Origin of the sequence: Serratia proteamaculans, assembly GCF_008830365.1 — a bacterium.
Lineage (GTDB): Bacteria > Pseudomonadota > Gammaproteobacteria > Enterobacterales > Enterobacteriaceae > Serratia > Serratia proteamaculans.
Genome location: NZ_WBKI01000003.1, coordinates 30,064 through 55,241, shown reverse-complemented (window position 1 = coordinate 55,241; position 25,178 = coordinate 30,064). Strand labels below are relative to the sequence as shown.

Below are 25,178 nucleotides of genomic sequence, written 5' to 3'. Positions count from 1 at the left end.
AGCATCAGGAGGCAGGCAACATGGCTGAATTCAATCTGGCAGAGCTCAATGCGCTGCCCAAATCTGGGCAGGCGTTGGCACTGGCGGTGGTTAATGGTCAGTTGGAAACCCTTTCTGCCGAGCAACGTGTGGAATGGGCTCTGGAACATCTGCCGGGCGAGTTTGTGCTCTCTTCAAGCTTTGGCATTCAGGCCGCGGTGTGCCTGCATCTGGTAACCCGGATCAAGCCGGATATCCCGGTGATCCTCACCGATACCGGCTATCTGTTCCCGGAAACCTATCAGTTTATCGACCAGTTGGCTGACAAACTGAAGCTGAACCTGCAGGTGTTCCGCGCCGAGCAGTCGCCTGCCTGGCAGGAGGCACGCTATGGCAAACTGTGGGAGCAGGGCGTTGAGGGCATCGAGAAGTACAACCAGCTTAACAAGGTTGAACCGATGAACCGCGCGCTGGAAACTTTGGGCGGACAGACCTGGTTCGCCGGCCTGCGCCGTGAGCAATCTGGCAGTCGCGCTCATTTGCCAGTGTTGGCGGTACAACGCGGGGTGTTCAAGATCCTGCCGATTATCGACTGGGACAACCGCAAAATTTATCAATACCTCACCGAGCACGGCCTGAGTTACCACCCGTTGTGGGAGCAAGGCTATCTGTCGGTAGGGGATACCCATACTACGCAGAAATGGGAACCGGGCATGAGCGAGGAAGAAACCCGCTTCTTCGGTCTGAAGCGTGAGTGTGGCCTGCACGAAGGCTAATATCCTATTAAACCGGCCAGGGGCTCAGCATTTGCTGGGCCCTTGTTATTTCTGTTACGGACTACTTCTTCTTGGGTGTTTTTATCGGGTGTGCCTGTGCCAGCTCTTTGATCAGCGGCAACAGGATCTGCACGCTCTCGCGGCTGCGCTTGTCGATTCGCCCTGGCAGATTACGCTCCAGGTATTGCAGGTTATCGTACTGCGGGCGATGCCAGCTCACGCCCTGTGGGAAATGCGGACTGACGGCGCGTTGTTGATAGCCGTCTTTATCACCCAGTGACCAATTGGTGGCTTCGACGGCCAGTACCGGGATACCGGCTTTATCAAACACTTCCTGATCGGAGCAGCAGCCGGTGCCTTTTGGGTGTGCCTTAGTGCCCGGGTTAGTGGCGGCAGCGATACCGTAGCGATGGGCAATATCCAGCGCGCGATCGCGGCTCTGTTTCGCCAGTTTCGGCGGCGTGTTGAGACCGGAATTGAAGTACAGGCGATCGCCGGTAATCAGGCTATCGAGGTTAATCACCAGCAGCGTATTACGTTTCTCTTCCGGGCTCATGCGTTGCAAATAGTTCTGTGCACCCAGCGAACCGATCTCTTCGGCGCTGGTGGCGACAAAGCGCAGGCCGTAAGTCGTGGGGATATTCTTCAGGCGTTCCGCCAACTCCAACATCACACCAACGCCAGAGGCATTGTCATCGACGCCCTGTAGCGTCAAGCCGCCGAGATTGTTGTCCAGATCGGCATCGCTCTTCGGCGTATAGGTATCAAAATGCGCGACGATCAGGATTTGCTGCGGATTACTGCCATTTTTGGCGGCGATCACCGAGCTGGCGGTGACGTTATTCCAGTTCTTCTTGCCGTCTTTGCTGGTGTAGATATACCGGGTATTGAAACTGCGGATATCGCTCTGATACCCCATCTTGCTGAACTGCTGGTTCAGATAGTCGGCGGTGAGCAATTCGGCTGGGCTGCCTGCCATACGGCCGGGGAAATAGGTGGCAATATGACGAATTTGATCGGCGGCGAATTTGCCCATTGGGGCCTCTTTCGCGGGCTGGGCGGCAGCCGAAACGCTGAAAATACCGCCAAGCACTGCTACCAGCAGGCCGGTCTTCAGGTAAAAGCGGGAAAACATACCGAAAAATCCTTCTTTTTAATGTCGGTAATACCGATTCTTTTTGCGGCTCTCAGTATGAGACTCGGCGGCAGATTAAACAATTTCCTCCGCTCTGAAATTTACGCTGTGCAGGCAAAATTTCGGCGCTGTGCGCAACTATTGATATCGATCCCGGGTTCGTGCAACACATTTTGCGAAATGCTGGGCATATTACGGGAATCGGTATTTAACCATGTAAAATATGTGGTTTATTATTCGGCGATAAGGTTCATACGGATCGAAGGAGAAACCCTGATGTTGGACAAGTGTGATAACAGGTTTTGCCTGATAAAGAAGAAAGCTGAGTATGTGGAACTTACTCTTAATCAGGTCAAAACCGATTTAGCGACGCTGACTATGCGTTCAGTGGAGTTTGTTACCAAAGGCGATTTGCATAAGGAAGTGGGATTGCTGCATCGGGAGATCGGTTTGGTTCATAAAGAGATGACTAATCAAACCAAATGGATGGTTAGCACCATATTGGTTGTAGCCGGACTGTGTATGACTGCCGCGAAGTTTTGGTTTTAACTTCCGCCCCCTGGCGCCTGCCTGGGCTGGTTCATCGCTGTGGCCATACCGGGCGTGAAACCGCCGCAAACCCTGACGCGGCGTGCCTTATTCCATTATTGCACTAGTCATTCCTTTTCGTCATTTCAGAGGCTAAATCTCAGCCCGTATAGTCACAGTATCTTTCTGCATAGATGAAAAGGCTGTTGTGGACTATCTACCTATATTTGCCGACCTAAAACAACGTCCGGTGCTGGTCGTTGGCGGCGGTGAAGTGGCTGCGCGCAAAGTTGATCTTCTCCTGCGCGCCGGGGCTGAAATACGGATAGTTGCGCAGTCACTCTCACCGATACTCGAACAATTACGTCAGCAGGGGCAAGTCCACTGGCTGGGACAAGTTTTTGTCGCTCAGCAACTGGATGATGTTTTCCTGGTGATTGCAGCCACTGATGACAATGCGTTGAACGCCGAGGTGTTTGCCGAAGCGGACAAACGCCGGGTGCTGGCCAATGTGGTGGACGATCAGCCGCGTTGCTCGTTCATCTTCCCGTCGATAATCGACCGTTCACCCCTGGTGGTGGCCGTCTCTTCCAGCGGCCAGGCGCCGGTGTTGGCGCGCATGCTGCGTGAAAAACTCGAAGCCTTGTTGCCCGCCAGCCTGGGGCAGATGGCCGAGGTCGCCGGGCGCTGGCGCGGGCAGGTGAAACAACGGCTGAATGCGATCGGTGAACGCCGGCGCTTTTGGGAAAAAACCTTTGGTGGCCGTTTCGCAACGCTGGTGGCCAATGGCCAAACTGCCGAGGCGGAACGGCAACTGGAGCAGGACTTACAGCAGTTTGTCCAGGGCAGTGAAGGCACTCAGGGAGAAATCTCGCTGGTGGGCGCCGGGCCGGGCGACGTGGGGTTACTGACCCTACGCGGGCTGCAGGTGATGCAGCAGGCCGACGTGGTGCTGTATGACCATCTGGTCAGCGATGAAATCCTTGATTTGGTTCGTCGCGATGCCGAACGCATCTGCGTGGGCAAACGCGCCGGCGCGCATTCGGTGATCCAGGAAGAAACCAACCGCCTGCTGGTGGAACTGGCGCAACAGGGCAAGCGTGTGGTGCGGTTGAAGGGGGGCGATCCCTTTATCTTTGGTCGGGGTGGCGAAGAATTGCAGGTGGCTGCTGCGGCAGGCATTCCGTTCCAGGTGGTGCCGGGTGTGACCGCTGCCGCCGGGGCTACTGCCTATGCAGGTATCCCGCTGACGCACCGCGATCACGCACAAAGTGTCACCTTTATTACCGGTCACTGTCGTCCCGACGGCGATGGGCTGGACTGGGCCGACCTGGCGCGTGCGCGTCAGACTCTGGCTATCTATATGGGCACCATGAAGGCGGCGGATATTAGCCAGCGCCTGATAGCCCACGGCCGCGCGGCCACGACGCCCGTAGCGGTCATCAGCCGCGGCACGCGTGCGGACCAACTGGTGCAAACCGGTACGCTGCAACAACTCGAACAATTGGCTCAACAGGCACCGTTACCGGCGCTGCTGGTGATCGGCGAAGTGGTGGAGTTACATCACCAAATCGCCTGGTTTGGGCATCAACCGCAGACGGAAGGGGTATCACGCCCAGCCGTCGTGAATTTGGCTTAAGGATCTGTTATGGACGAAAAACGACTCACTCATTTGCGGCAATTGGAGGCGGAGAGTATCCATATCATCCGTGAAGTCGCCGCTGAATTCGGCAACCCGGTGATGCTCTATTCCATCGGTAAAGACTCTTCCGTGATGCTGCACCTGGCGCGTAAGGCCTTTTACCCGGGCACGCTGCCGTTCCCTCTGCTGCACGTGGATACCGGCTGGAAATTCAGTGAAATGTACCAATTCCGTGATCGCACCGCGAAGGAATACGGTTTTGAACTGCTGATCCACAAAAACCCGGAAGGCGTGGCGATGGGCATCAACCCGTTCGTTCACGGCAGTGCCAAGCACACTGATATCATGAAAACCGAAGGCCTGAAGCAGGCGCTGAACAAATACGGTTTTGATGCCGCCTTTGGTGGTGCTCGTCGTGACGAAGAGAAGTCACGCGCCAAAGAGCGTATCTATTCTTTCCGCGACCGTTTTCACCGCTGGGATCCGAAGAACCAGCGTCCGGAACTGTGGCACAACTATAACGGCCAGATTAACAAGGGCGAGAGCATTCGTGTGTTCCCGCTGTCGAATTGGACCGAGCTGGATATCTGGCAATATATCTTCCTGGAAAAGATCGACATTATCCCGTTGTACCTGGCGAAACCACGCCCGGTGGTAGAGCGCGACGGCATGCTGCTGATGGTGGACGACGATCGTATTGATCTGCAGCCGGGTGAAGTGATCAGCCAGCGCATGGTGCGTTTCCGCACGCTGGGTTGCTGGCCGCTGACCGGAGCGGTGGAGTCCGAGGCCGAAACGCTGCCGGAAATCATCGAAGAGATGTTGGTGTCCACCACCAGTGAGCGCCAGGGACGGATGATCGACCGCGATCAGTCCGGCTCGATGGAGCTGAAAAAGCGTCAAGGGTATTTCTAAGGAGTCGCCGGATGAATAACGCAATTGCACAACAAATCGCTGAACAGGGTGGGGTCGAGTCTTACCTGCACGCACAGCAACATAAAAGTCTGTTACGGTTCCTGACCTGCGGCAGCGTCGACGACGGTAAAAGCACCCTGATCGGCCGCCTGCTGCACGATACCCGCCAGATCTACGAAGATCAGCTGTCAACGCTGCACAGTGACAGCAAGCGCATCGGCACCCAGGGTGAAAAGCTCGATCTGGCATTGCTGGTCGACGGTCTGCAGGCCGAGCGTGAGCAGGGCATTACCATCGATGTGGCCTATCGTTATTTCTCGACCGAAAAGCGCAAGTTTATTATCGCCGATACGCCGGGGCATGAGCAGTACACCCGTAATATGGCGACCGGTGCCTCTACCTGCGATTTGGCGATCCTGTTGATCGACGCACGCAAAGGGGTGCTGGATCAAACTCGCCGACACAGCTTTATCGCTACGTTGCTGGGGATCCGCCATCTGGTGGTCGCGGTCAATAAAATGGACCTGGTGGATTATCAAGAGTCGGTATTCGAGCAGTTCAAACAGGATTATCTGACCTTCGCCCAGCAGTTGCCAAACGATCTGGACATCAAGTTTGTCCCGCTGTCGGCGCTGGACGGCGATAATGTGGCCAGCGAAAGCACCCAGATGCCTTGGTATAACGGCCCAACGCTGCTGCAGGTGCTGGAAAGTGTGGATGTGATCAGTGAGCGCGAAACGCAGCCGCTGCGCTTCCCGGTGCAATATGTTAACCGTCCGAACCTGGATTTTCGTGGCTATGCCGGGACCCTGTCTGCCGGTGTGGTGCGCGTGGGCCAACGCGTGAAGGTGCTGCCTTCAGGTGTGGAATCTACCGTTGCACGCATTGTTACCTTTGATGGCGATTTGCAGGAAGCGGTGCCGGGTGAGGCGATCACGCTGGTGCTGAAGGATGAAGTGGACATCAGCCGTGGCGATTTGCTGGTCGATGCCGGGGAAACCTTGCAGGCGGCGCAAAGCGCACTGGTCGACGTGGTGTGGATGGCCGAGAAGCCGCTGTTGCCAGGGCAGAGCTATGACATCAAGGTCGCCGGTAAAAAGACCCGAGCACGGGTGGAAGGTATTCGTCACCAGGTAGAAATTAACTCGCTGGCCCAACATCAGACCGACACCTTGCCGCTGAACGGCATTGGTCTGGTGGAGCTGACCTTCGACGAGCCGCTGGTGCTGGACAGCTATCAGCGTAACCATGTTACCGGTGGGCTGATTTTTATCGATCGCCTGAGTAACGTCACGGTCGGTGCCGGATTGATCCGCGAAACCTTACAGGACGCTCCGGTGATGGCAGGGGAGTTCAGCGCGTTCGAGCTGGAACTGAATGCCCTGGTACGCAAACACTTCCCGCATTGGGGCGCGCGTGACCTGATCGGGGGCAAATAACGTGGCCGATGCAGAGCAACGGCCAACCGGGCCGGAGGACGATAACGTGGTCTGGCACCCGCATGCGGTAGCGCGTGCGGATCGTGAAGCCCGTAATGGCCATAAAGGCGTGGTGCTGTGGTTTACCGGGCTGTCCGGCTCGGGTAAATCCACCGTCGCTGGTGCACTGGAGCAGGCGCTGCACGCCCTTGGCGTCAGCACCTATCTGTTGGATGGCGATAACGTGCGCCATGGCCTGTGCCGAGATCTGGGCTTTTCCGATGACGATCGACGCGAGAACATTCGCCGCGTGGGTGAAGTGTCCAAACTGATGGTGGATGCCGGGCTGGTGGTGCTGACCGCGTTTATTTCACCGCACCGCGCAGAACGGCAGATGGTGCGCCAACTGCTTGATGAAGATCGCTTTATCGAGGTGTTTGTCGACACGCCGCTGGCGATTTGTGAGGAGCGCGATCCGAAGGGATTATACAAAAAAGCCCGCGCCGGCGAACTGCGTAATTTCACCGGAATTGACTCGGTTTACGAGGCACCGCAACGGCCGGATATTCACCTTGATGGCCAACAATTGGTAACAAATTTGATTGCGCAATTGTTAGACGTGCTGCGTGGTCGGGCTATTATCAAACCCTGAATTCAGAAAAGCGTGTGGCGTTTTTGCGTCATACGCTTTTTACGCTAAGCCCGCCGAAGAGCGTGCCGAATAACCAGGGATCACTATGCAAAATGTCTCGCCTATCTTGATTGACTCAAACCAGGACAAAGAGGAACCCTCTTATTCTTTCCTGGGCGGCGTCTGTGGCTTTGTTTTCTACTGGCTAGCGTTCGCGGTGCCGTTCGTGGTCTATGGCTCCAACACCCTCTTCTTCCTGCTCTACACCTGGCCGTTCTTCCTGGCCCTGATGCCGGTTTCGGTGCTGATTGGTATTACGCTCAGCATGCTGCTGCGTGGCCGTCTGATCCTGACGCTGCTGCTGACTGGCGCTATCGTGCTGTGTCTGTTCTGGCTGGTATTCAGTTTTCTGACCGGTTGGTGAGAGAGCGGGCGCAGTTGTCTGCGCCCGAAGCATTGCAAAGCCGTGCCGAAGGTTACAAAACTTTGCTTAGAAAAGCCTGAGTTCGCGGGTTGGTTGGCTGGCTGAAAATCTGCTGCGGCGTGCCTTCTTCCTGAATGATCCCTTGATCGATAAACAACACCCGATCGGCCACTTCGCGGGCAAAACCCATCTCGTGGGTGACCACCACCATGGTCATTCCTTCGTGTGCCAACGACTTCATGACCGCCAGCACTTCGCCGACCAACTCGGGATCAAGCGCTGAGGTGGGTTCGTCGAACAGCATGATTTTCGGCTCCATCGCCAATGCCCGGGCAATCGCCACCCGCTGTTGTTGGCCGCCGGACAGGCTGCTGGGATAGGCGTCAATCTTGTCCAACAGACCCACTTTACGTAACAGCGCTTCTGCGCGCAGGATGGCGTCGGCGCGCGACAGCTTTTTCACCCCCATCGGCGCCATAATAATGTTCTCCAGCACCGTCATATGCGGGAACAGGTTAAAGCGCTGGAACACCATCCCTACACTCTCACGCATTTTATTGAGATCGGTTTTTTGGCTGTGTATGGCAAAACCGTTAACCAGGACCTCGCCGCCAGAAAGCGTTTCCAGCGCGTTGATACAACGCAGGAAGGTGCTTTTACCGGAGCCGGACGGGCCGATGACGCAGACCACTTCGTTGGTCGCGATTTCGCAGGAGATGCCACGCAGTACGTGGCTTTCGCCGAATTGTTTTTGCAGATTATGTACGCGAATCACTTTTCCCGAACCTCTTTTCCATGTGTTGCACCATCAGCGAAAGCAGGAAGGTGAGGACCCAATAGACCAGCGAAATGGTCAGGTAGGGCTCCCAATAGGTGGCATAGGCGCCGGAAACCGTCCGGGCGGCATAGGCCAGATCGGCCAGGCCGATGGCGGAGGCCAGTGAGGAATCCTTGACGATGGCAATGGCGTTGTTGCCCAGCGGTGGCAGCATGCGACGGAATGCCTGTGGCAGGATCACCTTGCGCATGGTTTTGCCGTAGCTCATGCCCAGTGAGCGTGAAGCCTCCATCTGGCCGCGATCGATTGACTGAATACCGGCACGGAAAATTTCCGAGACGTAGGCACCGGCGTTGAGCGTAATCGCCACGACGCAGGAGAGAAACGCGCCGTAGTCGGAGCGCAGCGCACGGGCGAAGTCACTGCTCATCAGGCCGTTGGTGACCAGCAGGCCGTCACGTGGGTTGATAAACAACGGCACCAGGGCGAAGTGCACCACCATGATCTGCACAAACAGCGGTGTGCCGCGGAAGGCACTGATATAAATGCGCACCGGCCACTGTACGCCGTAATGCAGTATCGGTTTCCAGATGCCGTGCGGTGCTTGCGCCAGACGGCCCAACCCCAGGATTAGCCCCCAGGTGGTGCCCAATATCACGCAGATAATGGTGCATTTGATGGTCATCCAGGCGCCTTCCATAAACAGCGGGGCGTACTCCTGGATAATCTCCCAACGGAAATTCAATGGGTGTTCCTTCTCGGTGTACTCAAAGAGATTGTTGCTCCGGAGCTCGGGCGAGCTCCGGTAACTTAAGGCTTATTCGGCAGGAAGCGTCGGCACGTTGCTGTCAAACCAGGTCTGGTAAATTTTGGCGTAGGTGCCGTCGGCGATGATTTTCTTCAGGCCGGCGTTGATCTTGCCGCGCAGTTCCTCGTTGCCCTTGGCAACGGCAATGCCGAAATACTGACGCTCGAATTTGGCGTCGGACACCAGCTTGAACTCTTTTTCCGGGTGAGTTTTGATGTAGAACTTGGCCACGCCAACGTCGCCCACGGCGGCGCCGATGCCGTCTTCGTACAGCTCCTGCAGCAGCAGAGGGGTGTTGTCGAAGCGTTTGATGGCGGTGCTGTTTTTACCCAGCACGTCGGATACCACAATGTCGCCGGTGCTGGAGTTCACCACACCGACCTTCAGCGCTTTCAACGCGGCGATAGAATTCACGTTAGAGTCTTTAGGCACCACGATAGTCTGCTCCGCCGGGAAGTAAGGCGCAGAGAAATCAACCATTTGCTTGCGTTTGTCGGTGATGGTGATGCCGGAGATAATGATGTCGCGATCGCCGGAATTCAGCGTGGCGAAGATCCCTTCCCACGGCGTATTCACCAGCTTGACCTGGAAGCCTTCGGCCTTGGCCACGGCCTTGATGATATCAATATCAAAGCCTTCCAGCTGTTTGTTGCTGTTTTCGAATTCGAACGGACGATAGGTGCCGCCGGAGCCGACGACGTAAGTAGGTTCGGCTGCCAGGGCAGAGGCCGACAGGGTGGCGGCCAGGCAGGCACCAATCAGAACTAAGCGTTTTAACATCACTATCCCCGGTAATTAAAAGTTATCCATTGGATTTATTTATGCACTATGAGTGCATAAAAATAATCCTTAATGAATAAAAACACAACTCCTACCTGATGATGTAATTTTCAATGGTGTTAAATATGCACTTTTCGTTCGTGGTCGGCGGAAGCGTTGGCAAAATGACGGGGCAGCCAGTTTTTCTGGCTGCATAACCGATAAAAACTCTGATTGAGGGAGGGCGGTGCTGTCGATCTGTGTCTTATCGGGTGAAAGTGGTTTTTTTTGCCGCTTTCGGCGCGAATTTAGGTTATAAACTCAAGAAATTCTCATCCTACTCTGAATTTGGCGGTGAAATGCCGTTCTCAGTGTGGAGTCCAACGAAAAGTTGTGGGATGATTAGGTGGTTTTTCAGGGGGCGGAGATGGGAAAACTTACGCTGTTATTGCTGGCATTGCTCGGTTGGTTACAGTATTCACTGTGGCTGGGCAAAAATGGTGTTCACGATTACGTGCGGGTCAATGATGACGTTGCAGTCCAACAGGGCAGCAATGCGAAATTGAAAGCGCGTAACGATCAGCTGTTCGCCGAAATCGACGATTTGAACGGCGGTCAGGAAGCGATCGAAGAGCGTGCGCGCAATGAACTGAGTATGATTAAGCCCGGTGAAACTTTCTATCGTCTGGTTCCTGATCAATCCAGACGCAACGCGGCGTCCTCCTCGCAAAATAACCTACAAAAGTAACGCATGAATCACTCCGCAGGAACCGTTCCACCGGTGATTGCCGTCTTGCCCGCTGCCGGTATCGGCAGCCGTATGCAGGCGGATTGCCCGAAGCAGTATTTAACCATCGGCTACCAAACCATTCTCGAACACGCGATCCACGCGCTATTGCGCCATCCGCGTATTCCGCAGGTGATTGTGGCGATCGGCCCCGATGACCAGCAATTCCACCAGTTACCTATTGCCAGGGATCCCCGCGTGCGGGTCACCGTCGGCGGTCAGCAACGCGCCGATTCGGTGATGGCCGGATTGCAACTGGCCGGTGAGGCAAAATGGGTGTTGGTACACGACGCTGCACGGCCCTGTCTGCATGCCGACGACCTGGAACGCCTGTTGGCGATCACCGAACACAGCGAGGTGGGGGGGATTTTAGCCGCACCGGTGCGTGACACCATGAAGCGTGCCGAGTCGGGTCACAGTGCAATCTCCCATACCGTTGAGCGTCAGGACCTGTGGCATGCGTTAACGCCGCAGCTATTCCCGCTGGCCTTGCTTAAACTTTGCCTGCAGCGTGCGTTGGACGATGGCGCGACGGTCACCGATGAGGCCTCTGCGCTGGAGCATTGTGGCTATCATCCGTTGCTGGTCAGTGGACGCTCGGACAATATTAAAGTCACGCGCCCGGAAGATTTGGCGCTGGCGGCCTTCTATTTAACTCAGTTGGACAATTAAGGAGCGCATCATGCGTATCGGTCACGGTTTTGACGTACATAAATTTGGTGGCGAAGGGCCGCTGGTGATCGGTGGTGTTCGTATCCCTTATGAAAAAGGTTTGCTGGCCCACTCCGACGGTGATGTGGCGCTGCACGCGGCGACCGATGCCCTGCTGGGTGCGGCGGCGTTGGGAGATATTGGCAAGCTGTTCCCGGACACAGACCCCGCTTTCAAAGGTGCCGACAGCCGCGAGCTGCTGCGTGAGGCCTGGAAACGTATCCGCGCCAAAGGCTATCGTCTGGGGAATCTGGATATCACCATTATTGCCCAAGCCCCTAAAATGGCGCCGCATATCCCGCAAATGCGCATTTTCCTGGCTGAAGACCTGCAATGCCATATGGATGACGTTAACGTTAAGGCTACCACCACCGAACAGCTCGGATTCACCGGGCGCGGCGAAGGTATTGCCTGCGAAGCGGTTGCCTTGTTGATCAAGGAATAAGCGCATGGATATGACTAACCTGACCTGGCTGCATGGCCAGCCGCAGAGCACCGGCGTGTTGAAAGCCAACCCGGAAGATTTCGTGGTGGTGGAAGACCTGGGTTTTGAGCCGGACGGAGAAGGCGAACATGTGCTGGTGAACATCCGCAAAAATGGCTGCAACACCCAATTTGTCGCCGATTATCTGGCGCGCTTTGCCGGTATTCACGCCCGCTCTGTCAGTTATGCCGGTCTGAAAGATCGTCATGCGGTGACCGAGCAGTGGTTCTGCCTGCATTTGCCGGGTAAGGAAACTCCCGATTTTACTCAGTTCTCACTGGAGGGCTGCGAAGTGCTGGCCAGCGCCCGCCACCTGCGCAAAATGCGTATTGGCACGCTGAAAGGCAATGCCTTCACGCTGGTACTGCGTCATATTTCCGACCGTCAGGATGTCGAACCGCGTCTGCAGGCGATTGCGGCCAGCGGTGTGCCAAACTATTTTGGCAGCCAGCGCTTTGGTCGCGGTGGCAATAATCTGGTGATGGCGCGCCGTTGGGCGAATGATGAGATCCGGGTTAAAGAACGCAGCAAGCGCAGTTTTTATCTTTCTGCCAGCCGTAGTGCGCTGTTTAATCTGATTGCCAGCCGGCGTCTGGCCAATCAGCAGCAATATACCGTGCTGGAAGGAGATGCCTTGCAGCTCAGTGGTCGTGGCAGCTGGTTTGTTGCCAAGCCTGAAGAGCTGGAAGCGCTGCAACAGCGGCTGGATGCCGGCGAACTGATGATTACCGCCCCCTTGCCGGGTGACGGCGAACCCGGCACCGCCGGTGAAGCGTTAAATTTTGAACAGCAGTGTTTGCTGGAGCAACCGGAACTGATGGCGCTTTTAAAGCGTGAACGTGTTGATCCGGCCCGCCGTGCACTGTTGTTACAGCCAAAAAATATGCAGTGGGACTGGTGGGATGATGCCACCGTTGAACTGCGTTTTTGGCTACCGGCCGGCAGTTTCGCCACCAGCGTGGTGCGCGAAATTATGCGGCAGGACAGCAGTGATGCGGATATTAGCGAGTAATAGAAAACCTGCTTAGGCAGGTTTTTTTTCGTCTGGAGCATGACGGCACCATGAAGTGTATTGGCCCTGTCTGCGGTTTTTGGTGTTAAGAAGTGTGCCGAAGCCGGTCGAAAATTCGTCTTTTCCCTTGGTGACTGGACATGCCGGGGGGAGTGAACATAATATCTGCTGGTTAAGCCCCTCCTTTTGGGCGTTCATTCCGAGTAGTTAAATAGCCGGCCCGCTTAAAAAGGGTCAGGTTGAGAGATAAAAAAGAAGACAACCTCTTATGCGGATATTGCTGAGTAATGACGACGGCGTGACCGCCCCAGGCATTCAGGTGCTGGCGGCGGCATTGCGAGAGTTCGCCGAAGTTCAAGTTGTGGCACCGGATCGTAACCGCAGTGGTTCATCCAATGCGCTGACGCTGGAATCCCCATTGCGCACCCTGACGATGCCCAATGGCGATATCGCCGTACAGCAGGGAACGCCGACCGACTGTGTCTACCTGGGCGTGAATACCCTGATGCAGCCTGCGCCGGATATCGTGGTTTCCGGTATCAACGCCGGGCCTAATCTGGGGGATGACGTTATCTATTCCGGCACCGTAGCGGCTGCTATGGAAGGGCGTCATTTGGGGTTACCTGCGCTGGCCGTATCGCTGAACGGCCATCAGCATTATGCGACCGCTGCGGCGATCACCTGTCGGGTGCTGCGTGCGTTACTGCGGGAACCGTTGCGAACCGGTAAAATTCTGAATATTAACGTGCCGGATTTACCGCTGGACCAGATTAAGGGCATTCGTGTGACCCGTTGCGGCAGCCGCCATCCGGCTGACAAGGTGTTCTGCCAACAAGATCCGCGCGGGCAAAATCTCTATTGGATTGGGCCGCCGGGTGATAAGTTTGATGCCGGGCCTGACACGGATTTCGCTGCGGTAGAACAGGGTTATGTGGCCATCACGCCACTGCAGGTGGATTTAACCGCCTATGCGGCTCAGAACGTGGTAAAAACGTGGTTAACCAAAGCAGGGGTCGGCGGGGAATGGTGAACAAGCGTATGCAAACATTGCTGACGCAGCTGCGTCAACAGGGGATCCGGGACGAACGGTTGCTGCAGGCGATCGAAGCAGTACCGCGGGAACGTTTTGTTGATGAAGCACTTGAACACAAGGCCTATGAGAATACCGCGTTACCCATTGGCTCCGGCCAAACGATCTCCCAACCTTATATGGTCGCACGCATGACCGAACTGCTGAACCTGACGCCAACTTCCCGGGTATTGGAGATCGGTACCGGTTCCGGCTATCAAACCGCTATCCTGGCGCATCTGGTGCAGCATGTTTGCTCTGTTGAACGCATCAAAGGGCTGCAATGGCAGGCCAAGCGCCGGTTGAAACAACTCGATCTTCACAATGTTTCCACCCGTCACGGCGATGGCTGGCAGGGCTGGGCATCGCGCGGGCCGTTTGATGCCATCATTGTCACGGCGGCACCACCGGAGATCCCTCCGGCGCTGATGGAGCAGTTGGACGACGGTGGCATTCTGGTGTTACCGGTAGGTGAGCAGGCCCAAACGCTGAAGTACATTCGGCGCCAGGGAAGCGAATTTGTTATCGATACCGTCGAAGCGGTGCGTTTTGTTCCCCTGGTGAAGGGCGAATTGGCCTAGCGATTGTCTGAATTTTCGACAAGAAACGAAATCTGTTGCACTTTCATCACCTCCGGTTAATGTTTTAACGTTTCAATAAAACTAATTTTCAATACAATTGCCTTTCTGCGTAGTTGTCTTATGGTGCAGCGGCGCTAATGTGGTTAGCATTGGCGCGCTGTTTTGAGGCTCCGGCATGAGGATTTCCTGACGTTCAGGGATCGGCCGTGGGCACCTTTCAGGGTAGAAATCGAGAGAATGTTAAAAGCTCAGCTACCATGTAAAGGGTATTTGGATATATCGCTGATATTGCTGTCATGGGGGAAGCATGAGCACGGGAAGCCCAATGATTACATTACGCCGGGTTGCGGTGTGTACGATGGTAAGTTTGTGGTTGGCAGGTTGTTCGAACACTGAGTCGACATCGGCCCCTATTAGTAGTGTGGACGGTGGCGGAGCCGCTGCATCCGGCAATGCTGGATCACAGGCTAATGCTGAAGGGCACATTGTTTACAACCGCAGTTACACTTCGATCCCCAAAGGGAGCTACAGCGGTAATACCTATACGGTTAAGCGCGGAGACACGCTGTTTTACATCGCCTGGATCACCGGAAACGATTACCGTGACCTGGCCCAGCGCAACAATATTCCTGAACCATACAGCCTGAATGTGGGCCAAAGCATTCAGCTTGGTAATGGTTCTGCCAACGGAAACGGCGGCATGCTGGCGGCAACAGACGCAACCAGCGGCGGTGTTCCGAAGCCACCATCGACCTCTCAGATACAAACTGCAACGGTTGATTCTCCATCAACTAACGCGTATTCTGATAATTCGGGTAAACAGAATGTAGGTAAGATGTTACCTGCAGCAGGTGCAGTGGCGGCAACTACCGCAACAGCCCCTGTTACCGCACCGGTAGTTGCTCCACCAGTGAGCAGCACCGTCAGCAACAGCGCCCCAGTAAGTACCTGGAGATGGCCGACTGACGGTAAGATTATTGATAACTTTTCCTCATCAGAAGGTGGGAATAAAGGTGTCGATATCGCCGGGACTCGTGGGCAGCCAATCTTCGCTACCGCCGATGGTCGTGTAGTGTATGCAGGCAACGCTTTACGAGGTTACGGTAATCTAATCATCATCAAACACAATGATGATTACCTGAGCGCCTACGCTCACAACGACACAATGCTGGTCCGGGAACAACAAGAAGTGAAGGCGGGGCAAAAAATAGCCACCATGGGTAGCACCGGAACCAGTTCAGTACGTTTGCATTTTGAAATTCGTTACAAGGGGAAATCCGTAAACCCGCTGCGTTATCTTCCGCAGCGATAGATTGGGCAGAATACGCTGTATTCTGCTCGCGGTATCACGGGTAGGAGCAGCATATGAGCCAAAATACGCTGAAAGTTAACGAGTTACATGACGATGCGGATTTCGACGAGAACGCAACGGAAGCGGAATCATTCGACGAAAAAGCACTGGTTGAAGAAGAGGCCAGTGAGAGTGATTTAGCGGAAGAAGAGTTGTTGTCACAAGGCGTGACCCAACGCGTATTGGATGCGACGCAGCTCTATCTTGGCGAAATCGGTTATTCTCCGCTGCTGACCGCAGAGGAAGAAGTTTATTTTGCGCGGCGTGCACTGCGCGGTGACGTGCCGTCCCGCCGCCGAATGATTGAAAGTAACCTGCGGTTGGTGGTGAAAATCGCCCGCCGTTACAGCAATCGCGGCCTGGCGCTGCTGGATCTGATCGAAGAGGGTAACCTCGGTCTGATCCGTGCGGTGGAAAAGTTTGACCCAGAACGCGGTTTCCGTTTCTCGACTTACGCAACCTGGTGGATCCGGCAGACGATTGAACGGGCGATCATGAACCAAACCCGTACCATCCGCTTGCCTATCCACATTGTTAAAGAACTGAATGTCTATTTGCGCACTGCGCGCGAGCTTTCTCATAAACTGGATCATGAACCGAGCGCTGAAGAGATTGCAGAGCAACTCGACAAGCCGGTCGATGACGTCAGCCGTATGCTGCGTCTGAACGAACGTATCACTTCTGTCGATACGCCGTTGGGCGGGGATTCAGAGAAAGCTTTGCTGGATATTCTGGCAGACGAGAAAGACAACGGACCGGAAGACACCACGCAAGACGATGACATGAAACAGAGCATCGTTAAATGGCTGTTCGAACTGAACGCCAAACAGCGTGAAGTGCTGGCGCGTCGCTTTGGCCTGTTGGGCTACGAAGCGGCAACGCTTGAAGATGTGGGCCGTGAAATTGGCCTGACTCGCGAGCGAGTACGCCAGATCCAGGTTGAAGGTTTACGCCGTTTACGTGAAATTCTGCAAATGCAGGGCCTGAGCATTGAGGCACTGTTCCGCGAGTAACGTCGACAGTTGAATCGCATCAAAATAAAAACGGTGAGCATCATGCTCACCGTTTTTTTATGCCTGCAGTTTGTGCAGGATCAGACCATATTCTTCAGACGGTAAATCCACTCCAGCGCCTGACGTGGCGACAGTGAATCCGGATCCAGCGCCTCGAGTGCTTCAACCGCCGGTGAGGTTTCCTCATTCAGCAGCGTCATCTGGGTGGCATCAACGGTACCGGTAGCGGTATGGCTGGAAATGGCCTCCAGTTCACGCAGCTTCTGGCGCGCGCGCTTGATCACCTCACGCGGTACGCCGGCCAGTGCAGCAACCGCCAGACCATAACTCTTGCTGGCCGCGCCGTCCTGCACGCTGTGCATAAAGGCGATAGTGTCGCCGTGTTCCAGCGCATCCAGATGCACGTTAACCACGCCTTCCATTTTTTCCGGCAGGGTGGTGAGCTCAAAGTAATGGGTGGCGAACAGCGTCATGGCTTTAATGCGGCTGGCCAGGTTCTCGGCGCAGGCCCAGGCCAGGGATAAACCGTCATAAGTTGATGTACCGCGGCCAATTTCATCCATCAGCACCAGGCTGTTTTCGGTGGCGTTATGCAGGATATTGGCGGTTTCGGTCATCTCCACCATAAAGGTAGAACGCCCGGAGGCCAGATCGTCCGCTGCGCCCACGCGGGTAAAGATGCGATCTACCGGACCGATGACCGCCTTGCTCGCCGGCACATAACTGCCGATGTGTGCCATCAGCACGATCAGCGCCGTTTGGCGCATATAGGTACTTTTACCGCCCATATTTGGGCCGGTAATGATCAACATCCGACGCTGAGGTGACAGCGACAGCGGGTTGGAAATAAACGGCTCGCTCAGCACCTGCTCGACGACCGGGTGGCGGCCTTCGGTGATGCGCACGCCGGGTTGCTCGCTCATGGTCGGGCAGGCGTAGTTCAGCGTCTCTGCACGTTCAGACAGGTTGGCCAGCACGTCCAGTTCGGCCAGCGCACCGGCGCTTTGTTGCAATTCACCCAGGTGCGGCAGCAACAGGTCGAACAGCTCTTCGTACAGCCCTTTCTCGATCGCCAGCGCTTTCCCTTTGGAGGTCAGCACCTTGTCTTCATATTCTTTCAGTTCTGGAATGATGTAACGTTCGGCATTTTTCAGCGTCTGGCGGCGCACGTAGTGGATCGGCACCAGATGGCTTTGTCCGCGGCTGACCTGGATGTAATAACCATGCACGCCATTGAAGCCCACCTTCAGCGTATCCAGCCCCAGCTTTTCACGCTCGCGGATCTCAAGACGGTCGAGATAGTCGGTGGCACCATCGGCCAGCGCGCGCCATTCATCCAGTTCGCTGTTGTAGCCGGGAGCGATCACGCCGCCGTCACGTACCAGCACCGGGGGGGCTTCAACCACTGCGCGTTCCAGCAAATCCTGTAGTTCATCAAACTGACCGACCTGTGACAGCAACTGTTGCACATAGGGGGTTTCTACCCCTTTTAGCAACGCATGGATATCCGGCAATTGTTGGAAAGCATGACGCATACGCGCCAGATCGCGTGGGCGGGCACTGCGCAACGCCAAACGGGCCAGAATGCGTTCCAGGTCGCCGACCTGGCGCAGCGAAGGCTGCAAATCGGCATAAAGATCCTGCAGGGAGCCAATTGCCTGCTGGCGGTTATTTAGCACCTTGATGTCGCGGGTGGGCATGTGCAGCCAGCGCTTAAGCATGCGGCTGCCCATCGCCGTCACGCTACAGTCGAGGATCGCCGCCAGAGTATTTTCGCTGCCGCCGGACAGGTTCTGAGTCAGTTCAAGGTTACGCCGCGTGGCGGCATCCATGATAATGCCGTCCTGTTGGCGCTCCATGGTGATCCCGCGGATATGCGGTAATGAGGTACGTTGGGTATCTTTAACGTACTGCAACAGACAACCGGCAGCGCGCAGCGCTTGATGAGCCTGTTCAACGCCGAAACCGGTGAGATCGCGGGTGCCGAACTGCAGATTAAGCTGCTGGCGTGCCGTTTCAGGTTCAAATTCCCACAGTGGACGACGGCGCAGGCCGTGGCGCTGTTCAATTAGCGACATCTGTTCAAAGGTTTCGGGGTACAGCAACTCGGCGGGATTGGTACGCTGCAACTCTGCCGCCATGGTTTCGATATCTGCCGGTTCGGCAACGCGGAAACGACCGGAGCTGATGTCCAGCGTGGCGTAGCCAAAGCCGCGCGCGTCCTGCCAGATGGCCGCCAGCAGGTTATCCTGACGTTCTTGCAACAGCGCTTCGTCGGTGATGGTGCCTGGCGTGACGATACGCACCACTTTGCGCTCCACCGGACCTTTACTGGTGGCGGGATCGCCGATTTGTTCACACAGGGCGACAGATTCACCGAGCTGCACCAGCTTGGCCAGATAGTTCTCTACCGCGTGGTGGGGTACGCCGGCCATTGGGATAGGTTCCCCTGCTGAGGCACCGCGTTTGGTCAGCGAGATATCCAGCAGTTGGGAAGCGCGTTTGGCATCGTCATAGAACAGCTCGTAAAAGTCGCCCATGCGGTAGAACAGCAGGATCTCGGGATGCTGGGCCTTAAGGCGCAGGTACTGCTGCATCATCGGCGTATGTGAATCGAGCTTATCGGTACTATTCATAAGATTACTGTTTCCAATCCATTGAATTTAAAGTTGGTTGTGATGTTGATTGTCGTCACTAAGGTTCACGCCGCGGCACAAAAAAACCACTCGATAGAGCTGTGGTTGACGGCGGTAAGGATCAATAAGCCCTTAATACTGCCGCTATACTAGCCCAGCGGGCAATCGGCTGTCACAGGTAAAAATGGGAAGCTTTACGCAAAGTCGATTTGTAAGGCAGGGGAGAGCGTTGCACAGGTTAATCTTGGGGGATACAGCTCTGCATTGCAGATGTCATTAGTGGGCAATCAAAGTAATGTGTTACTCCAATCAGGCGATCTGTCCCGAAGAGTAACCCAGTCCTTACTGAGCCTGACCTGTCAAAGCCTGGCCCCAAAACTCCTTCCATTTACCACTTCTTTTCCACCCGCAGGATCGTCATATCTTGCTGAAGTGTTCTAATCAAGGGCGAACGATTTTTTGCTCATCTATCGAGCGATGGCTGGACCTGCGCGTCGAATAATCCATAAATACTCTGCATGTTTATAACTTATTGTTTATAATTGTTTTTTAGTTATTATTATCGGATTTATTCAGTAATTTAAAGTTATTTGCGACGTCGATCACACTATTTTTTTATGTGAAATGTGAAGAGGGTCAATCAGACAGGTCAAGCAGAGACGGTTCTCTATGCTGATGGCTTACCGATCCGCTGCAATGCCTCCGTATACTGTCTGCAACCAGGGCAAAGTGACGGAAATTTTCATAAGGAATGTGCGTGAGGCAATGGCTATTGCATCTGGCAAACAAATGACACGGGGCTTTTTTGATTATCTTGAGGGATTGGGTATGGAAAAGAAAAAAATCTATCTGTTTTGTTCTGCCGGTATGTCGACTTCCCTGCTGGTTTCCAAAATGAAAGCGCAAGCCGAGAAGTACGAAGTGCCGGTAATCATTGCCGCTTATCCAGAGGCGTTGGCAGCAGAAAAGGGCGCTGAGGCAGATTTGATCCTGCTGGGACCACAGATTGCTTACACGCTGGCCGAAGTACAGAAGCAGCTGCCCAATAAGCCCGTCGAAGTGATCGACTCCGCTTTATACGGCAAGCTCGATGGCCTTGGGGTATTGAAGGCCGCAGTCGCCACTATAAAAAAAGCTAACCAATAAAGGGGTCTGCCGTGAATACGTTAATTGCCTCGTTGGAAAAGGTCATACTGCCTTTTGCTGTGAAAATTGGTAAACAGCCCCATGTTAATGCCATCAAAAACGGGTTCATTCGATTAATGCCGCTGACGTTGACCGGGGCGATGTTCGTGCTGATCAACAACGTGTTCCTCAGCTTCGGTGAAGGCTCGTTCTTCTTTTCAATGGGGGTGCGACTGGATGCGTCCACCATTGAGACGCTGAATGGCCTGAAGGCCATCGGTGGCAGCGTTTATAACGGCACCCTGGGGATTATGTCCCTGATGACGCCCTTCTTTATCAGCATGGCTTTAGCTGAAGAGCGCAAGGTCGACCCACTGGCCGCGGCTCTGCTGGCGGTTGCCGCCTTTATGACGGTGACCCCGTTCAGCGTCGGTGAGGCCTATGCCGTTGGCGCTAACTGGCTGGGTGGTGCCAACATCATTTCCGGTATGGTGATCGGCCTGGTGGTGGCAGAGATGTTTACCTTTGTGGTGCGCCGCAACTGGGTGATCAGCCTGCCGGACAGCGTACCTTCTTCAGTGTCACGTTCGTTCTCGGCCCTGATCCCCGGCTTTCTTATCCTGTCGATCATGGGCGTACTGGCCTATTGCCTGACGCTGTGGGGAACCAACTTCCACCAGATCATTATGGACAGCATCTCGGCACCGCTGGCGAAAATGGGCAGCGTAGTGGGCTGGGTGTATGTGATGTTCTCCTCACTGCTGTGGTTCTTTGGGGTGCATGGTTCGATGGCACTGGCCGCGCTGGACAGCGGCATCATGACACCATTCGCGCTGGAGAACGTAGAGCTGTACAACAAGTATGGTTCTGTCGAAGCCGCGGTGGCTGCTGGTAAAGAGTTCCACATGTGGGCGAAGCCGTTTGTTGACTCCTACATCTATCTGGGTGGGACGGGGTCGACGCTGGGGCTGATCATTGCCATCTTTATCGCTTCACGCCGCGAAGATTATCGTCAGGTTGCCAAGCTGGCGACGCCATCGGGTATCTTCCAGATCAACGAACCTATTCTTTTCGGTCTGCCGGTGATTATGAACCCGGTGATGTTTATTCCCTTTATCCTGGTTCAGCCGGTGCTGACGATCATCACCACGGTGGCTTATTACACCGGGCTGATCCCGCCAATCACCAACATTGCACCCTGGACCATGCCGGTGGGGCTGGGGGCGTTCTTCAACACTAACGGCAGTATCGTCGCCATGTTGCTGAGCTTCTTCAACCTGGGCGTCGCGACCTTGATTTACCTGCCGTTTGTGATGATCTCCAACAAGGCGCAGAGCCAGATTGATCAGGCAACGGAAAGCGAAGAAGACATCGCCAAAGCGTTGAAATTCTAACTGCAGTCTGGGGCAGCGCTTGCTGCCCCGGTTTTAGGGAGCCTTCGGATGAAATATCAATTTGCTGACGATTTCTGGTGGGGAAGTGCCACCTCTGCGCCGCAGTCGGAAGGGGCAGCAGCCCGGGATGGCAAAAGCCAGAACATCTTCGATTACTGGTATGAGATTGCGCCAGAACGCTTTCATCATCAGGTTGGCCCGTCCGAGACCTCCACCTTTTATGACCATTTCCAGCAAGATGTCCTGCTGTTAAAGACCCTCGGCCATAACAGCTTCAGAACTTCCATCTCCTGGTCGCGGTTGATCCCGCAAGGGGATGGCGAAGTGAACCCGAAAGCGGTCGCTTTCTATAATGCGATGATCGACAGCCTGTTAGCCCAGGGCATCACGCCATTTATCAACCTTTACCATTTCGATATGCCGCTGTGCATGCAGCAACAGGGTGGCTGGGAAAGCCGGACGGTGGTTGAAGCCTACGCCCGCTATGCCAAAACCTGTTTCAGCCTGTTCGGCGACAGAGTCAGCCATTGGTTCACCTTCAATGAGCCGATTGTCCCGGTCGAAGCCGGGTATCTGAATGACCTGCATTATCCTTGTGTGGTTGATTTCAAAAGGGCGATCGCGGTGGCTTACCACAGCGTTTTGGCCCATGCCAAAGCGGTGAACGAATTCAGAGCGCTGGGGGATCAGGGCAGCATAGGGATTATCCTGAACTTGAGCCCGACTTATCCGCGTTCGGACAGCCAGGAAGATCGCATCGCCGCCCACTATGCGGATCTGCTGTTGAATAAAAGCTTCCTCGATCCGGTGACCAAAGGGCGCTATCCGGAAGATCTGGTGAATTTACTGCGGGCCAATGATTTGTTGCCGCAGACAGCGCCGGAAGACGCGCAACTGATTGCCGATGGGGTGGTGGATATTCTGGGCGTCAATTACTATCAACCGCGCAGAGTTAAAGCCAAGTCCGGCTATCAGGCCAGTGACCCGGTGACGATGCCGGACGATTTGTTCAGCTTTTACGAGATGCCGGGCCGCAAGATTAACCCGCACCGCGGCTGGGAAATCTATGAAAAAGGCCTGTATGACATCCTGATGGACCTGAAGGAGAACTACGGCAATATTCCCTGCTATATTTCAGAAAATGGCATGGGTGTAGAGGGTGAAGAGGCCTTTATTGGTGCCAGTGGGCGGGTAGAGGATGATTATCGCATCGACTTCATTCGCGACCACCTGAAATGGCTGCATCAGGCGTTGTCCGAGGGGGCTAACTGTAAAGGCTACCATCTATGGACCTTTATTGACTGCTGGTCCTGGCTTAATGCCTACAAGAATCGCTACGGTTTGGTTCGGCTGGAGCGGGAAAGCCAACGGCGCACGATCAAAAAGAGCGGCTATTGGTTTGCTGAGACGGCCAGACAAAACGGCTTTGACTAATGGGAGCGCGCGCGGTGTCTGAGAACCTGGTTTCGCTGAATGCGAACGACGTTAAGCTGATTCGGGAGCAGGATTTTTTTAACTGCAAAGATTTCCATCTGTTTATCTATAACAAGGTAGAGAGCGCCACCGGGCTGCATCAGCATGACTATTACGAATTCACCATCGTCCTGAGCGGCAAATGCTATCAGGAGATTAACGGCAAGCGGGTGCTGCTGGAGCGGGGGGATTTTGTGTTTATCCCCATTGGTTCGCATCACCAAAGCTTCTATGAGTTCGGCGCCGCGAAAATCTTTAACGTGGCGGTCGGCAAGGTTTTCTTTGAAGAGAACTATTTGCAGCAGTTACCTCGTTGTTTTGTCGCCTCTCAGGCCTATAGCCTGAAGAATGAGTTCCTGGCTTATATCGAGTCGGTGGTCAGTTCACCGCAGTTTCGTGAGGATGATTTTGCCGAGTTTCTGGAAACGCTGACCTTTTATATCATCAGCCGCATTCGTCATTATAAGGAAGAGAGTGGTGAGGGGGATGACATACCTCAGTGGCTGAAGAACACCCTGGCGGGTATGCATGATAAGGCGATGTTTGGTGAAAAGGCATTGCTCAATATGGTTGAGCTGTCGGGGAAAACGCAGGAGTACCTGACCCGGGCAATGCGGCGTTATTACCATAAAACCCCGATGCAGGTGATCAATGAAATCCGCATCAACTTCGCCAAAACCCAGCTTGAGGTCACCAACTATTCGGTCTCGGATATTGCCTTTGACTCGGGCTATGGTGACGTGAGCCTGTTTATTAAAAACTTTAAGAGACTCACTGAAGTGACGCCGGGTAATTACCGAAAAAAGTTCTACGGCCCTATTTAGGGCCGCTCCCGATAAGCATTAACGCCGATATTCCGAATGCCTTTCAGGCCGCCAATAGCCTGATGCGATAAATTTCTTTGCTTAAGCGAAGGGGAATTGCCGTACCTGACGGACGGTATTCCCTTGCCAAAAATTTGTTAAATGGATGCCAAAAATGGACAAGTTACTGATAGTGAATGCCGACGATTTTGGCCTGAGCAAGGGCCAGAACTACGGCGTTATCGAGGCGTTTCACTCTGGAGTTGTTTCTTCGACCACGGCCATGGTCAATAGCGCGGATGCCCACCATGCGGCCAGGCTCAGCCAGCTTTATCCTGGGCTGCAGATTGGCCTGCACTTTGTACTGACCCACGGGCATCCCCTGACCGCCATGCCGTCGCTGGTCAATGAGCGTGGGGAATTGGGCAAGTGGTTATGGGAACGCGCGGAATCTGCGCTGTTAGACCTGGACGAAATCCACGATGAGTTGGTGAGCCAATACGACAAATTTGTGGCCGTGTTTGGTAAAGCACCGACGCATATCGACAGTCACCATCACGTGCACATGCTGCCGCAGATTTTTCCGCTGGTGGAGGCCTTTGCCCAGACCAAATCCATCCCGCTGCGCATCGGCCGCGAAGAAGTCGCACGGCAAGACATTCCACTGCGCTATGGTCGCAGCACCGAGTGGTTTGATGCGGGCTTTTATGGTGAGGAGATATCCGAGGCGCTGTTTTTACAGGTGCTTGAGCGCACCGATCAACGCGGTGCCCAGTCGGTGGAGATGATGTGTCACCCGGCGTTTTTGGATAAGACGATATTGGCGAGCAAGTATTGCTACCCGCGCCTGGCCGAAGTGGATGTTTTGACATCGCCAGGCATTAAAAACATGATTGCGGAGCGCGGCTACCGTCTGGGATCCTTCCTGGATTTGTGAAGACCCCGA

General features: G+C 54.8%; 25 protein-coding genes. 20 read left to right on the top strand and 5 right to left on the bottom strand.

Annotated elements, in window-relative coordinates; translation table 11 throughout:
• Positions 1-20 precede the first annotated feature (20 nt).
• Positions 21-755, top strand: a complete 735-nt coding sequence (locus tag F8R23_RS13750) for a phosphoadenylyl-sulfate reductase (RefSeq protein WP_099062775.1) — start codon at positions 21-23, stop codon at positions 753-755.
• 61 nt (positions 756-816) lie between these two features.
• On the opposite strand, the gene F8R23_RS13745 is transcribed toward F8R23_RS13750, so the two are convergent.
• Positions 817-1,848, bottom strand: coding sequence for an aminopeptidase (locus F8R23_RS13745; protein ID WP_242506409.1), 1,032 nt, complete (start codon positions 1,846-1,848; stop codon positions 817-819).
• Between F8R23_RS13745 and F8R23_RS24285 the strand changes: the two genes are divergently transcribed.
• The 6 genes from F8R23_RS24285 (at position 1,759) to F8R23_RS13715 (ending at position 7,448) form a co-directional block, all read left to right on the top strand.
• Positions 1,759-2,439: a hypothetical protein gene (locus F8R23_RS24285; protein WP_232810837.1), complete on the top strand. Its 681-nt coding sequence runs from the start codon at positions 1,759-1,761 to the stop codon at positions 2,437-2,439. The two genes, F8R23_RS13745 and F8R23_RS24285, sit on opposite strands and share 90 nt — an antisense overlap.
• Positions 2,440-2,626: 187 nt before the next feature.
• Positions 2,627-4,057, top strand: coding sequence for a siroheme synthase CysG (gene cysG / locus F8R23_RS13735; RefSeq protein WP_151415721.1), 1,431 nt, complete (start codon positions 2,627-2,629; stop codon positions 4,055-4,057).
• 9 nt (positions 4,058-4,066) lie between these two features.
• Entirely contained in the window at positions 4,067-4,975 is a 909-nt protein-coding gene (gene cysD / locus F8R23_RS13730) for a sulfate adenylyltransferase subunit CysD (protein ID WP_037424720.1), read from the top strand.
• A gap of 11 nt (positions 4,976-4,986) precedes the next feature.
• A complete protein-coding gene (gene cysN / locus F8R23_RS13725) occupies positions 4,987-6,414 on the top strand; it encodes a sulfate adenylyltransferase subunit CysN (protein WP_129934290.1) in 1,428 nt (475 codons plus the stop codon).
• 1 nt (position 6,415) lies between these two features.
• A complete protein-coding gene (gene cysC, locus F8R23_RS13720) occupies positions 6,416-7,045 on the top strand; it encodes an adenylyl-sulfate kinase (RefSeq protein WP_099062781.1) in 630 nt (209 codons plus the stop codon).
• 85 nt (positions 7,046-7,130) lie between these two features.
• A complete protein-coding gene (locus tag F8R23_RS13715; protein WP_129934292.1) occupies positions 7,131-7,448 on the top strand; it encodes a DUF3561 family protein in 318 nt (105 codons plus the stop codon).
• Between the two features lie 52 nt (positions 7,449-7,500).
• On the opposite strand, the gene F8R23_RS13710 is transcribed toward F8R23_RS13715, so the two are convergent.
• From F8R23_RS13710 to F8R23_RS13700, 3 genes are all read right to left on the bottom strand, one after another.
• A complete protein-coding gene (locus F8R23_RS13710) occupies positions 7,501-8,223 on the bottom strand; it encodes an amino acid ABC transporter ATP-binding protein (RefSeq protein WP_129934294.1) in 723 nt (240 codons plus the stop codon).
• The gene (locus F8R23_RS13705) at positions 8,207-8,926 is read right to left on the bottom strand and encodes an amino acid ABC transporter permease (protein WP_129934322.1); all 720 of its coding nucleotides are present in this window, start codon (positions 8,924-8,926) and stop codon (positions 8,207-8,209) included. Before F8R23_RS13705 ends, F8R23_RS13710 begins: the two co-directional genes overlap by 17 nt.
• 117 nt (positions 8,927-9,043) lie before the next feature.
• Positions 9,044-9,814 (bottom strand): basic amino acid ABC transporter substrate-binding protein, encoded by a 771-nt coding sequence (locus F8R23_RS13700; protein WP_099062783.1) that lies wholly within the window; start codon positions 9,812-9,814, stop codon positions 9,044-9,046.
• Between the two features lie 406 nt (positions 9,815-10,220).
• On the opposite strand from F8R23_RS13700, the gene ftsB reads away from it, so the two are divergent.
• The 8 genes from ftsB to rpoS all read left to right on the top strand — a co-directional run bounded on the left by ftsB (position 10,221) and on the right by rpoS (position 16,801).
• The gene (gene ftsB / locus F8R23_RS13695) at positions 10,221-10,541 is read left to right on the top strand and encodes a cell division protein FtsB (protein WP_012005273.1); all 321 of its coding nucleotides are present in this window, start codon (positions 10,221-10,223) and stop codon (positions 10,539-10,541) included.
• 3 nt (positions 10,542-10,544) lie between these two features.
• The gene (gene ispD, locus F8R23_RS13690; protein WP_151415720.1) at positions 10,545-11,252 is read left to right on the top strand and encodes a 2-C-methyl-D-erythritol 4-phosphate cytidylyltransferase; all 708 of its coding nucleotides are present in this window, start codon (positions 10,545-10,547) and stop codon (positions 11,250-11,252) included.
• 10 nt (positions 11,253-11,262) lie between these two features.
• Positions 11,263-11,736, top strand: coding sequence for a 2-C-methyl-D-erythritol 2,4-cyclodiphosphate synthase (gene ispF, locus F8R23_RS13685; protein ID WP_004950274.1), 474 nt, complete (start codon positions 11,263-11,265; stop codon positions 11,734-11,736).
• 4 nt (positions 11,737-11,740) lie between these two features.
• The gene (gene truD / locus F8R23_RS13680; RefSeq protein WP_129937877.1) at positions 11,741-12,787 is read left to right on the top strand and encodes a tRNA pseudouridine(13) synthase TruD; all 1,047 of its coding nucleotides are present in this window, start codon (positions 11,741-11,743) and stop codon (positions 12,785-12,787) included.
• Between the two features lie 268 nt (positions 12,788-13,055).
• Positions 13,056-13,817 (top strand): 5'/3'-nucleotidase SurE, encoded by a 762-nt coding sequence (gene surE / locus F8R23_RS13675; RefSeq protein ID WP_129934302.1) that lies wholly within the window; start codon positions 13,056-13,058, stop codon positions 13,815-13,817.
• A complete protein-coding gene (locus F8R23_RS13670; protein ID WP_012005278.1) occupies positions 13,811-14,437 on the top strand; it encodes a protein-L-isoaspartate(D-aspartate) O-methyltransferase in 627 nt (208 codons plus the stop codon). The genes surE and F8R23_RS13670 overlap by 7 nt, the downstream gene beginning before the upstream one ends.
• 325 nt (positions 14,438-14,762) lie before the next feature.
• A complete protein-coding gene (gene nlpD / locus F8R23_RS13665) occupies positions 14,763-15,749 on the top strand; it encodes a murein hydrolase activator NlpD (protein ID WP_165366334.1) in 987 nt (328 codons plus the stop codon).
• A 53-nt stretch (positions 15,750-15,802) separates the two neighbouring features.
• A complete protein-coding gene (rpoS, locus tag F8R23_RS13660; RefSeq protein ID WP_012005280.1) occupies positions 15,803-16,801 on the top strand; it encodes an RNA polymerase sigma factor RpoS in 999 nt (332 codons plus the stop codon).
• Positions 16,802-16,881: 80 nt separating this feature from the next.
• On the opposite strand, the gene mutS is transcribed toward rpoS, so the two are convergent.
• Positions 16,882-19,437: a DNA mismatch repair protein MutS gene (mutS, locus tag F8R23_RS13655; RefSeq protein ID WP_099062790.1), complete on the bottom strand. Its 2,556-nt coding sequence runs from the start codon at positions 19,435-19,437 to the stop codon at positions 16,882-16,884.
• A gap of 828 nt (positions 19,438-20,265) precedes the next feature.
• Between mutS and F8R23_RS13650 the strand changes: the two genes are divergently transcribed.
• From F8R23_RS13650 to chbG, 5 genes are all read left to right on the top strand, one after another.
• Positions 20,266-20,583, top strand: a complete 318-nt coding sequence (locus F8R23_RS13650) for a PTS sugar transporter subunit IIB (RefSeq protein ID WP_020825274.1) — start codon at positions 20,266-20,268, stop codon at positions 20,581-20,583.
• 11 nt (positions 20,584-20,594) lie between these two features.
• Positions 20,595-21,956 carry a PTS N,N'-diacetylchitobiose transporter subunit IIC gene (gene chbC / locus F8R23_RS13645; RefSeq protein ID WP_012005283.1) on the top strand — a complete coding sequence of 454 codons (1,362 nt, stop codon included), beginning with the start codon at positions 20,595-20,597 and terminating at the stop codon, positions 21,954-21,956.
• A 48-nt stretch (positions 21,957-22,004) separates the two neighbouring features.
• A complete protein-coding gene (locus tag F8R23_RS13640; RefSeq protein ID WP_151415719.1) occupies positions 22,005-23,390 on the top strand; it encodes a glycoside hydrolase family 1 protein in 1,386 nt (461 codons plus the stop codon).
• Positions 23,390-24,253, top strand: coding sequence for a transcriptional regulator ChbR (gene chbR, locus F8R23_RS13635; RefSeq protein ID WP_129934305.1), 864 nt, complete (start codon positions 23,390-23,392; stop codon positions 24,251-24,253). Before F8R23_RS13640 ends, chbR begins: the two co-directional genes overlap by 1 nt.
• A gap of 154 nt (positions 24,254-24,407) precedes the next feature.
• Positions 24,408-25,169 carry a chitin disaccharide deacetylase gene (gene chbG / locus F8R23_RS13630; RefSeq protein WP_129934306.1) on the top strand — a complete coding sequence of 254 codons (762 nt, stop codon included), beginning with the start codon at positions 24,408-24,410 and terminating at the stop codon, positions 25,167-25,169.
• The last annotated feature ends 9 nt before the right edge of the window (positions 25,170-25,178 follow it).

Excerpts from the sequence above, each read along its gene's own strand:
- F8R23_RS13750 (WP_099062775.1), top strand. The coding sequence starts at position 21 with ATGGCTGAATTCAATCTGGCAGAGCTCAATGCGCTGCCCAAATCTGGG.
- F8R23_RS24285 (WP_232810837.1), top strand. The coding sequence starts at position 1,759 with ATGACGAATTTGATCGGCGGCGAATTTGCCCATTGGGGCCTCTTTCGC.
- cysD (WP_037424720.1), top strand. The coding sequence starts at position 4,067 with ATGGACGAAAAACGACTCACTCATTTGCGGCAATTGGAGGCGGAGAGT.
- cysN (WP_129934290.1), top strand. The coding sequence starts at position 4,987 with ATGAATAACGCAATTGCACAACAAATCGCTGAACAGGGTGGGGTCGAG.
- F8R23_RS13715 (WP_129934292.1), top strand. The coding sequence starts at position 7,131 with ATGCAAAATGTCTCGCCTATCTTGATTGACTCAAACCAGGACAAAGAG.
- F8R23_RS13705 (WP_129934322.1), bottom strand. The coding sequence starts at position 8,926 with ATGGAAGGCGCCTGGATGACCATCAAATGCACCATTATCTGCGTGATA.
- F8R23_RS13700 (WP_099062783.1), bottom strand. The coding sequence starts at position 9,814 with ATGTTAAAACGCTTAGTTCTGATTGGTGCCTGCCTGGCCGCCACCCTG.
- ftsB (WP_012005273.1), top strand. The coding sequence starts at position 10,221 with ATGGGAAAACTTACGCTGTTATTGCTGGCATTGCTCGGTTGGTTACAG.
- ispD (WP_151415720.1), top strand. The coding sequence starts at position 10,545 with ATGAATCACTCCGCAGGAACCGTTCCACCGGTGATTGCCGTCTTGCCC.
- ispF (WP_004950274.1), top strand. The coding sequence starts at position 11,263 with ATGCGTATCGGTCACGGTTTTGACGTACATAAATTTGGTGGCGAAGGG.
- truD (WP_129937877.1), top strand. The coding sequence starts at position 11,741 with ATGGATATGACTAACCTGACCTGGCTGCATGGCCAGCCGCAGAGCACC.
- surE (WP_129934302.1), top strand. The coding sequence starts at position 13,056 with ATGCGGATATTGCTGAGTAATGACGACGGCGTGACCGCCCCAGGCATT.
- F8R23_RS13670 (WP_012005278.1), top strand. The coding sequence starts at position 13,811 with ATGGTGAACAAGCGTATGCAAACATTGCTGACGCAGCTGCGTCAACAG.
- nlpD (WP_165366334.1), top strand. The coding sequence starts at position 14,763 with ATGATTACATTACGCCGGGTTGCGGTGTGTACGATGGTAAGTTTGTGG.
- rpoS (WP_012005280.1), top strand. The coding sequence starts at position 15,803 with ATGAGCCAAAATACGCTGAAAGTTAACGAGTTACATGACGATGCGGAT.
- mutS (WP_099062790.1), bottom strand. The coding sequence starts at position 19,437 with ATGAATAGTACCGATAAGCTCGATTCACATACGCCGATGATGCAGCAG.
- F8R23_RS13650 (WP_020825274.1), top strand. The coding sequence starts at position 20,266 with ATGGAAAAGAAAAAAATCTATCTGTTTTGTTCTGCCGGTATGTCGACT.
- F8R23_RS13640 (WP_151415719.1), top strand. The coding sequence starts at position 22,005 with ATGAAATATCAATTTGCTGACGATTTCTGGTGGGGAAGTGCCACCTCT.
- chbR (WP_129934305.1), top strand. The coding sequence starts at position 23,390 with ATGGGAGCGCGCGCGGTGTCTGAGAACCTGGTTTCGCTGAATGCGAAC.
- chbG (WP_129934306.1), top strand. The coding sequence starts at position 24,408 with ATGGACAAGTTACTGATAGTGAATGCCGACGATTTTGGCCTGAGCAAG.